General features: G+C 31.4%; 12 protein-coding genes. 3 read left to right on the top strand and 9 right to left on the bottom strand.

Features of this window, described 5'->3' with window-relative positions:
- Positions 1 to 149: 149 nt before the first annotated feature.
- Together KQH81_RS14905 and KQH81_RS14910 are read left to right on the top strand one after the other, a co-directional pair.
- Positions 150 to 476, top strand: a complete 327-nt coding sequence (locus KQH81_RS14905; protein WP_268254209.1) for an RNA polymerase sigma factor — start codon at positions 150 to 152, stop codon at positions 474 to 476.
- Positions 469 to 1,449 carry an anti sigma factor C-terminal domain-containing protein gene (locus tag KQH81_RS14910; RefSeq protein ID WP_230028458.1) on the top strand — a complete coding sequence of 327 codons (981 nt, stop codon included), beginning with the start codon at positions 469 to 471 and terminating at the stop codon, positions 1,447 to 1,449. Before KQH81_RS14905 ends, KQH81_RS14910 begins: the two co-directional genes overlap by 8 nt.
- Before the next feature lie 145 nt (positions 1,450 to 1,594).
- Here the strand turns inward: KQH81_RS14910 and KQH81_RS14915 are convergent, their stop codons facing one another.
- The 9 genes from KQH81_RS14915 to KQH81_RS14955 all read right to left on the bottom strand — a co-directional run bounded on the left by KQH81_RS14915 (position 1,595) and on the right by KQH81_RS14955 (position 12,916).
- Positions 1,595 to 2,515, bottom strand: a complete 921-nt coding sequence (locus tag KQH81_RS14915; RefSeq protein WP_027637739.1) for a DUF979 domain-containing protein — start codon at positions 2,513 to 2,515, stop codon at positions 1,595 to 1,597.
- 27 nt (positions 2,516 to 2,542) lie between these two features.
- Positions 2,543 to 3,211, bottom strand: coding sequence for a DUF969 domain-containing protein (locus KQH81_RS14920; protein WP_027637740.1), 669 nt, complete (start codon positions 3,209 to 3,211; stop codon positions 2,543 to 2,545).
- 566 nt (positions 3,212 to 3,777) lie between these two features.
- Entirely contained in the window at positions 3,778 to 4,821 is a 1,044-nt protein-coding gene (locus KQH81_RS14925) for a DNA polymerase IV (protein WP_074845239.1), read from the bottom strand.
- Positions 4,822 to 4,880: 59 nt separating this feature from the next.
- Positions 4,881 to 6,179 carry an alpha-L-fucosidase gene (locus tag KQH81_RS14930; RefSeq protein ID WP_230028459.1) on the bottom strand — a complete coding sequence of 433 codons (1,299 nt, stop codon included), beginning with the start codon at positions 6,177 to 6,179 and terminating at the stop codon, positions 4,881 to 4,883.
- 75 nt (positions 6,180 to 6,254) lie between these two features.
- Positions 6,255 to 7,550, bottom strand: coding sequence for an L-cysteine desulfidase family protein (locus KQH81_RS14935; RefSeq protein ID WP_230028460.1), 1,296 nt, complete (start codon positions 7,548 to 7,550; stop codon positions 6,255 to 6,257).
- 284 nt (positions 7,551 to 7,834) lie between these two features.
- Positions 7,835 to 9,601 (bottom strand): sigma-54 interaction domain-containing protein, encoded by a 1,767-nt coding sequence (locus KQH81_RS14940; RefSeq protein WP_027637744.1) that lies wholly within the window; start codon positions 9,599 to 9,601, stop codon positions 7,835 to 7,837.
- A gap of 34 nt (positions 9,602 to 9,635) precedes the next feature.
- Positions 9,636 to 11,099 (bottom strand): aminotransferase-like domain-containing protein, encoded by a 1,464-nt coding sequence (locus KQH81_RS14945; protein ID WP_027637745.1) that lies wholly within the window; start codon positions 11,097 to 11,099, stop codon positions 9,636 to 9,638.
- A complete protein-coding gene (locus KQH81_RS14950) occupies positions 11,084 to 12,001 on the bottom strand; it encodes a D-alanine--D-alanine ligase (protein ID WP_027637746.1) in 918 nt (305 codons plus the stop codon). Before KQH81_RS14950 ends, KQH81_RS14945 begins: the two co-directional genes overlap by 16 nt.
- Positions 12,002 to 12,112: 111 nt before the next feature.
- On the bottom strand, positions 12,113 to 12,916 hold the full coding sequence (locus tag KQH81_RS14955) for an MBL fold metallo-hydrolase (protein WP_230028462.1): 804 nt from the start codon (positions 12,914 to 12,916) through the stop codon (positions 12,113 to 12,115).
- Positions 12,917 to 13,030: 114 nt separating this feature from the next.
- Between KQH81_RS14955 and KQH81_RS14960 the strand changes: the two genes are divergently transcribed.
- Entirely contained in the window at positions 13,031 to 13,762 is a 732-nt protein-coding gene (locus tag KQH81_RS14960) for a class I SAM-dependent methyltransferase (protein WP_074845220.1), read from the top strand.
- The last annotated feature ends 97 nt before the right edge of the window (positions 13,763 to 13,859 follow it).

Genomic DNA, 13,859 nt, shown 5'->3' on the forward strand with positions numbered 1-13,859 from the left:
CTAATGTACTGTAAGTTAAGTTTTCTAAAAACTGTTTTCAATCCTTAATCTTTACTCTTTTCTTCATAATAGTAATTTATCTGAAAGCTTTATAATATCCTAGAATCAAAAAAATATTTTTAGTTTTTGTATACATTCTACTTATAGAATTGTCTTATATACATAAGGCCTTAAAAAATAAAAGAGGAGGAAAGATGGACAAAGATATTATAATAAAAGAAAATTTTTATACTCAGCTGGTAAGCGATACTTCTGTTGAGAGAGCAGTCTTAAGTGAAGAAAAATCTGTAGAAGTAAATAATGTGCTCAGTAATCTAAATGAAAAATATAGATCTTTACTGATATTTAAATACGAAATGGATTTAAGCTACAAGGAAATTGCTGCTCTTTTAGGTTTAAATGAAGACATGGTAAAAACTTACTTGTATAGAGCAAGAAATAAATTTAAGGAGGAATGGAATAAAATCTATGAGTGATATTGATGATATATTTGATGATAAAAAATTAAAGCAATCTATAAGAAAAGCAAAGGTTAAGTCCATATTAAAGATAATTGGAGTAGTTTTAATTATCTTTATAATTGTAAGCTTACTGAATATATTGGTAGGTCTAAATCTTAGTAAAAAACAGTACGAGAAAAATGATGCTTATGTAAAATTATCAATTCCTAATGGTTATATAAGCGAATCAAATACTATTATAGGTTTTTTAGGTGGTACTGGAACTTATAAGATAGCTAAAAATATGAATGGTAAACCTGTTATCTTAGAAGATAAAAATTCTTCATTTGGTATACTCCCTCCAATAAATTACTCTGTATTAAATGGCGGTGGTTATCATATTGCATCTCAGTGGCCGGTATCCTTTTGGGAAAACGGATATAAAAAGATGTTATTTTTTCATCCAGAACTTCAGTATAAAGAATATAAAAATGATTTAGCTGATATAGAAAAAATACCTGATGGAAAATTAATAGAAATGGCAATCTCCTTTGATAAACCCTACAAAGTAACCGATTTATCTATCATTCAAAATAAATTGAAACCTGTAAATGTAACTTGGATGTGGTTGAATGAATTTACTGATAAAAAAATGCAGGAATATCAGTATGAGATAGATAATTATGACGCTAAAGCAAATGGTGTTTCTGAAAGTGAAACTATAGGACTTTCATTACCTATGGCACATAATGGTTTCACCTATAATCCATATACTCAAGGCTACGACGAGATAGTAGATACCTTAAATAAAAGTTCTCTTCCTGAACACAAAGCCCTATATGATAAGATAATTTCAAATGGTAAAACAAAAATAGAAGATGCCGAAATCCTTGGAGTCATCGTCCACGGAACAAAATCAGAATTAAAACAGTTGATAGATACCCCACTTATTAAAGCATCCTCCATTGGAGTCATAGTAGATCCACTATATATTGGTGAGAAACGTTAATATATACTGAATAAAACAAAAATGAAGGCAAATAAATTTCAAAATTTCTAATTTGAAATATTGAAGCGTCTTTGCCTTCATTCTATATTAAAATCTTAAATAATCCAAAGCTCCCTCTTAAGGAGTTTTTTAATTCTATATTTTATTATGCCATAATCATCATTATGATAATTTGAGCTACAAGAAGTGTAAGTCCTAATGGTATCTGCTTCTTTATAACGGCATATTTATCTTCCATTTCAAGGATTGCTACTGGAACAATATTAAAGTTTGCTGCCATTGGTGTCATAAGTGTTCCACAGTATCCGCTTGTTAAGCCTATCATTCCAACTACATTTGGATCTAATCCATATTGTAATATGAATGGTATTCCTATACCTATTGTTATAACTGAGAATGCTGCAAAAGCATTTCCCATTATCATTGTAAATAATGCCATAGCTACAGCATATACGATTATAGCTACTGTCACATTTCCTTCTGGTACGATGTTACTTACCATTCCTGATATTACATCACCTACTCCTGCTGCTGCAAATATTGCACCTAATGAAGCTAAAAGCTGTGGTAATATTGATAATGGTCCTACAGCCTCTAAAAGCTTCTTACCTTCTATTGGTACTACAGTAGGGCTGTCTTTTGACATTATTAATATAATTATAGCTGATACTAATATACCAAAACCTAATCCAACTAACGCTCCTAGTTTTGGTAATGCTATTCCAATTATTAAAGCAAGCATTCCCATAGTAAGGGCTGGAATAAATACTTTTAATCCAAGCTTATCTGCCATTTTTCTCTTATATTCTTCTGGTATAACCTTGTTTACTCCTGGGCTTACTCTCTTTATTATAGGTGGTATTGTCATTATAACTACTAATATTCCTGCTACAACTGGAGACATCCATCTTCCTAGGGCTAATAAAGCTGCTAAAGCCAGCCAGAATACTGCTGTTCCGATTTTATTTTTCTGATTTTTATCCGCTAATGCTCTATATCCAACATAAGCTGACATAAGACCACATGCTACATATATTACTTCCATTATTATATCTTTGTTACTCATTTTTCATCACCTCATTTTCTAGTATTTTTATAGCTGCTTATATTTCTTCATTAATTTCTTGTTTAAGAACATGAAGTAAATGATTGATACCACACATGCTGTTATAAATACTGGTATCTCTGCTCTTACTGCTTGAACTGGGTCTATTATATAATTGTATGGTTCTAATGTACCCTTAACTAAAAGCAGTCCTGAACCTGCGATGAATAATGATTGACCAAAAAACCAGCTTATATTTTCTGCTGCTGTATTCATTGCCTTTACTGTATCTGCGTCCTCTGTATCTAGCTTCTTTCCATATCTCTCAATTGAAGCCTCTGCCATAGGATTTACTACTGGTCTTATGAATCCAGCAACTCCTCCTAAGTTTACATTGAATGCTGCTAGAAAACCTCTTATTACAGTATATAAAGAACTTATAAGACCTGGGCTTGCTTTCTTCATCTTTGCTATAAGATCTCCCGCCACCTGTTTCAAACCATTTTTCTCTAAAACTCCTACTACTGGCAAGGTTATTATAAACATAGCCATATATCTGTTTGATACAAATGTCGAACCTAACGTAGATAAAATTTCTCGAAGATCCATACCACCTACTAATCCAGTAGTGATACCTGCTGCCATTACTATTCCTATTGCATCTAGTTTCAATGCAAATCCTACTACAATAATTAATATACCTATTAATTTAATCATTGCTCTTCACTTCCTTTTCCTTTGATTAATCTATTCTCTATGAAATGAAATCATGGATAATTATATATTAAACCTCTATAGGTCTAATTCCTATCTTTTTAAGAAACATTCTTCCATAATTCAACTTAATCTCTACTTGTATGAAAATAATATATTGTGTTTCTCAATTACGTCTTCTGCTTTAGCTATCTTTCCTCAATTTATTTCTTTAATGCATTTCTTACTTCAGATTCATCACATTCAGAATAACAAAACTTAAGTTTACTGAATATAAATTTGATATTTTTTTCACTTTTATCATTTTTATATTTTCTCGCATTTTTATTATATCAGCTTTTTATTTTATATCAATTAAGTCTTTCATGTAAATTTCACTGAAATACAGCTTTTTATCACTTTTTATGCATTATTTTGCTATATTTGTCGTATTATATTTATATTACTGATTTGCAATTTCTATTGAATTGAGTTATAGCTATAGCAAAAGTACGTTATTATTTTATCAATTTGTTGTATAAAAAAGGAACCAGCTTCTAAATGCTGGTTCCATATGTTTTATAGTATTTCTAAAAGAAACTCATCTGCTCTAAAGTTTTTTCTTCCAAAGAACTTATAGATAATCCTATAAGCCTTATATTCTCCTGAAAATTTAAACCTTCTAATATTTCTTCTGCTTCTTTATATATATCCTCTTTGTCACATATATATTTGTACAAGGTTTTACTTCTAGTGTGATTTTCAAAAGAACTTGTCTTTATCTTTAACGTTATAGTCTTTCCTGATAAATTTTTTATATTTAATGTTCTTTCGATCTCTTCTGAAAAACATAATATATACTTTTTTAATTCTTCTTTGTCAGAAGTATCATTCTTCAAGGTTGTTTCACGTCCTACAGATTTCCTTTCCCTTATTGTTTCAACCAATCTGTCATCTATGCCTCTTATTCTATAATATATGTCAACTCCAGATTTACCGAAGAGTTCTATAAACATGTCATAAGAAAGATTATATAGCTCTTCCACTGTGAATATACCTATATTATTAAGCTTACTAACGGATTTTTTACCTAATCCGTATACCTTAGATACTGGCAGCGGAAATAATATCTCAGGTACCATATATTTAGTTATTATCTTTAATCCATTAGGCTTATTCCAATCCGAAGCTAATTTTGCTAAAAACTTATTGTAGGATATTCCTACAGATAAAGTAAGTGAAGTTGTTCTGTAAATCTTACCTTTTATATACTTTGCTATATCAATAGGATTTTCTTTCAGATGACTTATATCAAGATAAGCCTCATCTATACTAAGAGGTTCTACATATGGAGTAACTTCATTATAGATGCTGAATATATATTTCGAAACCTCTGAGTACCTATAATGTCTAGTTGGTAGAAATATTCCATTAGGGCATAGCTCCCTAGCCTTAAATACTGGCATTGCACTTCTAACTCCATATTTTCTAGCTTCATAAGAACATGTAGCCACTACCCCTCTTTGGCTTGTTCCTCCAACTATTATTGGTTGCCCTTTAAGTCTCGGGTTATCCATCACTTCCACAGATGCAAAGAAAGCATCCATATCTATATGCATTATGGTTCTATCCACAGATATTCATCTCTCCTATTTTATCAGATGAAATTAAAATTTCACCTAAAGCTAAGTATTTATTTTATAGTCAGCTCAACCACTACAGGATAGTTAGTCTTAAAGACATGGCTTGGAAGCGTTATAAACCCATAATCTTTATATTCTTCTGCATTCCATGGAGTTTCTACTTTAAGTTCTGAACCATCCTTTAGAAACCTCGCCTTTTCTATCGATTCTTTCATGCCCTCAAAATAAACAGGTCCAATTGGTTCTTCTAATATATGAGCATATAATTTATTTCCTTTTTGAGTATATCTTCCCCATTGTGGTTTTTCATAACAACTTGATCCGCACCCATATATACTGTCGCTATTATATCTCATCCACTTTCCTATACTCTCTAATATATCTACACTCTCTTCTGGTATCTCACCTTTACTGTTTGGTCCTACATTTAAAAGAAGATTTCCATCCTTGCTTACACAGTTAACCAATGTCTTTATTAGAGTTTCTGGTGACTTAAAATTCTTATCCTTTGAAGAATACCCCCAGTTATCATTCATTGTAACGCAAGCTTCCCAAGGAATCTGCTTTCCAGCCTTATTCTTTATAGGCTCTATTGGAATTATCTTCTCTGGTGATGCAAAATCTCCAGCATATATACATGGCTCCTCATCTCTTATTCCGCCAGCCATCATATTATTTCCCGCACTTCCCATTCTGTTATCTATCAATATACCAGGTTGATGTTTTCTAACAAGTTCTACAATTTTTGTAGCTTCCCATTTTTCGCCTACCATGTCACCGTAAGAAAAATCAAACCACATCAAATCTATTTTCCCATAGTTCGTAACTAATTCTTCTATTTGATTATGCATATATTTAAGGTAATTTTTAAAATCATGCTTTACATCCTTAAAAGCTTCATTATCTCTCATTGGGTGATACATATCTCCATAATGCGGATAGTCATCATGATGCCAGTCTATAAGAGAATAATATATTCCTACCTTTATTCCTTCTGCTCTAAAAGCTTCTACATATTCTCTTATAAGATCTCTTTTTGCCTTAGTATTAGTACTTTTATATTCTGTGTACTTACTGTCAAAAAGGCAAAACCCATCATGATGTTTTGCAGTCATTACAGCATATTTCATACCTGCTGTCTTTGCAAGCCTAGCCCATTTTTTAGGATCATATTGTGTTGGATCAAACTCGTTAAAGTACTCTTCGTATTTTTCTTTGCTCATTTTCTCTGAGCACCTTATCCACTCACCTCTTGCTGGTATAGTATATAATCCCCAATGTATAAACATTCCAAATCTATCTTCTCTAAACCATTTAGTTCTTTCCATCATCTTTTCATAATTAGACATATTAAAATCCCCCAATCTTAATCAGCCTTATTTTATATATGCATTTAATAAATTAAGTATATCATAATGTAATAATTATTGGTTGCATGATATATCTATCATTGCGTCATCTACCTGCGTAAAGCCATTGTTACACAAAACTTCTAAGTTTTCTATAGTTTTTTCTACATTATTTCCTATGATACCAGTCTTAACTGGCACCACTGTGTTATGCAATGAAAGGTATGCACTTAATACAGCTTCTGCCGAAGAAGTTGAAAGCTTTATAGCACAACTTTCTTTTGCACCATCACAAACCATGCCAGTAAGATTAGCAAGCATATTTTGTATCGTTCCTTCTATCTGCTCTTCATTTCCTCCAAGCATCCAAGTTATTCCTACTGATGAAGCTATCCCTGCTGCTATAGCACATCCACACATTGCTGAAAGCTTTCCTGTATGTTTCTTTACATATAGGTTTATAAGATGTGCAAAGAATACAGCTCTTAGAACTTTTTCTTCTGGAATGTTTTTCTCCTCAGCGACTACTACTATTGGAAGTATTACACCTAAACCTTGATTTCCGCTTCCTCCACTAGTCATTATAGGATAATTCCCACCACTCATTCTAAGGTCAGCTCCAGCTGCTGTAAGTATTCTTGCAGTATTTGCAGAATCCTTTGCTATAACTCCTTCTTTTTGTAAGTTTAATAGAGAAACTCCCCATTTAAGCCCTTCACTTTTCTTTAATCCTTCCTCTGCTGCTTTCTTATTCATCTTGATTCCATCTTTTATAAACTCTAATTTTTCTATTTCTATATTTTCTGCAACTTCTTTTATTTCGGCTACTGTAAGTTCTTTTATGAAAGAAGAATCAACTTTCTTATCTTCTACAGCTTCTTTTTGAAATATTATCTCATTATTTACAATTATCTTTTCCAGATTAGTATGTGCGCCTCTTATTATTGCAGTACTACTGTTGTTTTCTCCAACTAAATTAACCTCTACATATACTGAGTCTCCTTCATTTAAGTGAGACACTTTTACCATATTTTTTTCTATAATTTCCTCTGCTTTTTTTACATAATCATCATTAACATTTTTAAATACCAATAATCCTGAATCACTATCTCCACATATCACTCCTAGAGCTGCAGATATTCCTATTCCACATTCATGAGTGTTTGGTATTGTAACACTCTTTCCATTTTTAAATATATTTTTACTTACTTTAACATTTACTTCTTTAAAGTCTTCTTTTAAGTACTTTTTCGCAGTAGCAGCAGCTAAGGCTACCGCAACAGGCTCAGTACATCCTATAGCAGGTTTTGTTTCACATTTTACAACTTCTAATAATCTATCTATCATATCTTCCTTGCATATATTATCCATATTTAATCTCCCCTTAATCCAAGCTTTATTATATTTATAAATTAATAAAGCAATTTCCGTGCCAAGACAAACACCTTGTATTTATTAGATTCTTCAAAATCACTTTTTGCATAAATGCGAAAAAACCTTTACATATATTTTTTCCTCTTTATATTTTTCCTTATCTTTCACTGCTATTATCTCCTAAAGAAAGCAAAAGCCTTTGTTTTCAAGGTTATAAACCTATAATAACAAAGACTCTTATATCATAATTTATATTTTCGCATTATTGCAAACTTTTCGCATTATTGCAAATCATGCTTATTAAGTTTTCTATACAGTGTAGATAAATCTATGGATAATTCTTTGCATATCTTATTCTTTCCATCAGCATTATCTCCATAATTATTCAACATAGATTTTAAGAGATTTTTCTCATATTCATTTACTCTATCTTTTAAACTCATAGCGCATTTTTTTGAAGTCTTATCTATATTCTTAAGAACTGCAGGAAGACATTCTTCAGTTATAACAGTATCCTTTGAAACATTGACTAGATATTCTATTATGTTCTCTAACTCTCTTATATTTCCCGGCCATCTATAGACTCTAAAAGCAGCCTTCACTTCTTCTGAAAATCTCTTTTCCTCAACATCATACTTTTTACAATACTTATTTAAAAGATAGCTGCTCAAAAGAAGAGTATCTTCTTCTCTATCAATTAATGATGGCAGATATAGTGGAATTACATTTAAACGATAATATAAATCCTCTCTAAACTGACCTTCGCTCACCATAGCCTGAAGATTTTTGTTAGTGGCGGCAATTATCCTAACATCCACATGAATTTCCTCTTTTCCGCCTATCTTAGTAAAACTCTGTTCTTGAAGAACTCTTAGAATTTTAGGTTGAAGATGCAGTGGAAGATCTCCAATCTCATCTAAAAATATGGTTCCTCCATTTGCAAGTTCAAATTTGCCTGTGTGCCCTTCTTTTCTAGCTCCTGTGAATGTTCCACCTTCATATCCAAAAAATTCGCTTTCCAAAAGATTGTCCGGTATAGATGCACAGTTTACCGCTATGAATGGTGCATTATGTCTTGGACTTTCAGAATGTATAGCTCTTGCAAAAAGTTCCTTTCCAGTACCGCTTTCCCCTTGAATAAGAACAGTAGCATTAGTGGTTGCAACATTTCTTGCTAATGCTTTTACCGAATTTATAGCCTTGCTTTCTCCAATTATATCATCAAATCTTACCTCTTTAGAGTTTACAAAGAGTTTATAAGCAGCCCTAACCTCTTCACTTTTCTTAGTAAGCTGTATTATATAGCTCACTGTCTTTCCTTGAATAGTTATAGGTTTTCCTTTTATCATAAGATGTTTATTATTTGATCCATGAACTTCTAAAAACGAAGCTCCACCGTTCTCTTCTAAAAATTTTAAATTTATCTCTTTTAACACATCTCTTATGTCTATATCTTCATTTTCATCTTTTATGCCTAAAAGTCTTTTTCCTTTTTCATTTATATACTTGATATAACCTTTATCATCAACGCATACTACGCCATTGCTCAATCCATTCATTATGTGATTAGTTTCTTTTTTATGAATCTGAAGCTTATCTATAGTCTCAAGATAGTGTATATTTCCTACTAAAAGTGAACTCAATCTTCCAAGAAATTTTATCATAGAATTTAAATCACTTGATATATTATTACACTGTTCTTCGTCAAAAATATTTATACCTATTACTCCAACAACTTGATCACCATTCATTATAGGATAACCCACTGTTGCCGTTTCCTTGCAAGTATTGCTAGCTTCACAGCTATCACATATTGAATTTTTCCCATGTGACTTAGCATTTCTCTCTACATAATGAGGAGATTTTTCATTCATAACATATTCGTAAAGGCATTTTGAAGGAAGTTTATCTCCAATTCTAGTTTTATAATTTCCAGTGGAGGCTATCCTTTTAAAATTGTGGTCTATTATAGTTACATCAACATGCAAAACAGCAGCTATAGCTTCTGCAACTTCTTGAACTGAATTTTTTATGCAATTTAGCTCCATAACGTTCTCCTTTACACTATAAATGATATGTTTACTACATTTTACCACAATTTTGCTGTTTCTTAATAGTTTCTAATGCCTCTTTTATTATTTCTATACCTTTTTCTATTTCTTCATAAGATAGCCTTGTAAATCCTAAGCGAAGAGTGCTATTTTCTTCTCTATTTATATAAAATACATCTCCTGGCATGAAGATGACTCCTTTTTCATAACATACTCTTAAAAGCTGTCTTGTATCTATTCCTTTTATCTTAAGGAACATATGAAGTCCGCCTTCTCCCCATATTTCTGCTTCCTTTATATTTTTTTCTATACACTCTTTTGTAAATTCGTACTTCTCTTTGTAAACACGCCTTACTTTTTTTATATATTTTTCAAAAGCTCCGCTTTTTAAAAACTCATATAGTATACCTTGATCTAAGAATGATGTGTGTATATTTCGGCATCTCTTAACACTTTCTAGTATTTCAATAGCCCTTTTATCACCATAAATCCAGCCAATTCTCAATCCTGGAAACAATATTTTAGAGTAGCTCCCAAGATATATAACTCCATTATTTTCTCCATCTATAGTTGTCAGAGGTATAGCATGAGAACTTTCATATATAAGCTCTTCATTAAATCCGTCTTCTATTATTGGAATATTATTTTCCCTTAAAATATTGTATGCTTTATTTCTCTTGCTTATAGACATCACAACTCCAGTTGGATTATGATAAGAAGGAATTAAATAAGCAAATTTTATGTTTCTATCCTTTATCTTCTTTTCAAGGTCATCAATATCTAGACCATCTTCCATCATATCAACGCCTATTATATTTAATTCATGAGTCTTCATTATCTTTAAAGCTGTGTTATGAGTTGGATTTTCACATAATATATAGTCTCCTGGCTTTGTGAAGGCTGACAAAAGCATATCCAGTCCCTCTGTAAATCCATTGGTTACTATTATATCCTTGTTTTTTGAGCATGCTCCCTTCTCTATCATATAGCTGTTTAGATACTGTAGAAATGGTCTATATCCTATGGCATAACCATAATTCAAAATCTTGTGTTCTTCTATGGAAATTCTATTTAAAAAAGCTCGCTTAAACTCTTCCATATCAAATAGTTCTCCAGGTGGAGATATACTTTTGAAAGATATCATTCCATGCTTCCATTTATCTTCACTTTTAACTATATCCAACTGTTCAGCTATTTCAGCATATCTGTTTGTTTTAGTATTCCAATCTATGTGCCAGTTACTCTTCATCTTAATTTTATTTCCCAAGACAAAGGTTCCTTTTCCTTTTAAAGTTTCTACAAATTCTTTTTCTTCTAAGATTCCATATGCTTCAACTATAGTATTTCTCCCAACCCCTAAAATAGAACTAAGCTCCCTAGAGGAAGGGAGCTTTGTCCCTTCAATGAGCATCCCATCCTCTATGAGCTTTGTTATATGATCTGCAATTTGCACATATTTACTTGTACCATCAACAAATATTAAATCCTTGAACATCCTCTCACCCTTACAGAATATTCTACTATTTTATCTAGAAGTCCACTGTAGCTTAGTCCTTTTGCATTTGCACTCTTTGGAATCAAACTGTTCTTTGTCATTCCTGGTAATGTATTAAGCTCAAGGACATATGCTTTTCCTTCTCTTAATATCATATCAATTCTTACATACACTTGACAATTAAATAATCTGTAACATTTTTTAGTTATATCATTTATCATTTCTTGAACGTCTGCTGGATAATATACTATATCCTCACTTGCACCGCCATCATCATACTTAGATGCGAAATCAAAGAAATCCCCCTTATTTGCAGTTATTCTTATTGTTGGGTAAACTTCTCCATTCATTATAAAAGAAGTTATCTCTTCACCTTTTATAAATTCTTCTATTATGACTTCCTCATCCCATTTGAATCCTTCCTCTATAGAATGAACAAGCTCTTCTCTATTTGTCACCTTAAAAGTCGCAACACTTGAACCTCCACAGTTAGGTTTTGCAAACATTGGATACCCAATCTTTTCTATAACATCATACTCTATTTCCTGACCACGTCTTGCTGTATACCAGTTTGGAGTTAATATTCCTTCGCTCTTTAACATTCTCTTTGAAGCATCTTTACTCATACATATTGCACTGCATAACATTCCTGCTCCAGTATAAGGTATTCCCATAGTTTCTAATAAATTTTGAACTGATCCATCTTCACCAAACTCACCATGTAATGCTAAAAATGCTAAATCTATATCCTTGCATTTTTCAAGTACATCCATTTTTTTATCTATAATTATTTTTTCTACTTCATACTTTTCTCTATCTAAATTATTAAAAACCTCTTCTCCGCTCTTTAATGAAACTTCTCTTTCACTAGAAATTCCACCCATTAAAACACCAATTTTCATATTTTCTACCTCCATATTTACGCTCTACATACATTATATACATTTTATAATCATTTGGTAACTTTAGTAAGGTCCACCTAGTATGTACTTATTTAAACTAGTGGTATCATTTTAAAGTTCAATCACCTCAAGATCATTGGGTACAAACAAATTACCTCTATAATACTCTTTTCCTTCATTAGTATAAAGCTCTTTTCTTTCCTCTATCTTGCTGTCCTCAGTATGCCACAGAACTAAATTTTCTATATTCAGTTCTTCAGCAAGCTCTGAAGCCTCCTTTACTGTGCTGTGATGTTTCTCATAAGGCTTAAATTTTTCCCTGTCACCATAAAGACAGAAAGCTTCGCTCAAAAGCCAGTTACTATTTCTAATAAAACTTTCGCATAAAGAATTATAAGGTTCATCTCCCATGCAAGTAAGTGTTTTTTGATTTTTTAGTTTCATAGTAAACCCAAACTGCTTTGCTTTAGTGGAGTAAATATCAAAAAAAGTTATATTGTAATCAAGTATTTTTTTCTTTTCTCCATTCTTAACCGGATAAATGATTATTCTCTTGCCAAACAAGTTTGTAATTTTCTTTTGAAGAGTTAATTTTGCTATTGTAACTATAGTATTCTCCAAATCCTCATGACAATATATATTAAAATTACCTTCATATTTATCATTTAAAATCATAGTTCCAATTTTTCTTATTATCCATGTAACACCAAGTACATGATCAGTATGTTCATGGGTTACAAACATATTATGAATTTTTGAAACCTTAATATTAGCCTTGTCCAACATGGAAAATATGCCATTACCCCCGCCTGCATCAACTAAAAAATATTCTTCACCATCTGTTATTGAAAAACATGTGTTATAACATTTTGTAGCCATAGCATTTCCTGTTCCTAGTACGATTAATTTTTCCATCTCCTCCACCGTCTCCTTTATAAGTTTTCTGCTAATAAAATAAATATATACTTTAAATAATTAAAAATCAGCATATACTTATATTATAAGTATCATAGAAAGGTCGTGATTTCAATGGGATTTTATCATGAATTATCAAAGTACTATAAGTACATATTCCCTTTAAATCCTTCAACTCTAGAATTTTTAAAGGCTAATCTTAAGTCAGATAAAAAAGTCTTAGATTTGGCCTGTGGCAGCGGTGAATATACCTTAGGATTATCTGCTAATGGCATAAATGTTACTGGCTTAGATTTAGATGAAGCAATGATTAAAAAAGCTAAAGAAAAAGCTATTGAAGAACATCTTAATTCGAAATTTATAGTTGGCAACATGTTAGACCTAAAGAATTACTTTGCAAATGATGAATTCAGCAGTATATTTTGCATAGGAAATTCACTAGTACATTTAAACTCAGCTGATGAAATCAAAAGTTTACTTTCATCCATAAATGACCTTTTACCAACTGGAGGAAGGTTAGTAATCCAAATAATAAATTATCATAGAATATTTGAAAAAAATCTCTCATGTCTTCCAACTATAAAAAATGAAGATGTGGGAATAGAATTCATACGAAATTATATTCATAATGGAAATAAAATCACTTTTAATACCATTTTAAAAACTCCTGATAATGGTGAGTTTGTAAACAACATAGAGCTACTTCCTATAAAACCTGATGAGTTAATGTCAATGTTGAAAAGCTCTAGTTTTAACGTAATAGCTACATATGGAAGCTTTAAAGGTGATGAATTTAAACCATTAGAATCTATGCCATTTATAGTAGTATGCGAAAAAAATATTTAGAGTAGGATTTAACAACTACTCTAGATATTTTAAAACTTATAAAAAACGAGAGTATATCTAAATAAAGTGGAACCTATGTCAAGGACACTAAAAAAAG

This window comes from Clostridium cadaveris (assembly GCF_020911725.1).
Lineage (GTDB): Bacteria > Bacillota > Clostridia > Clostridiales > Clostridiaceae > Clostridium_X > Clostridium_X cadaveris.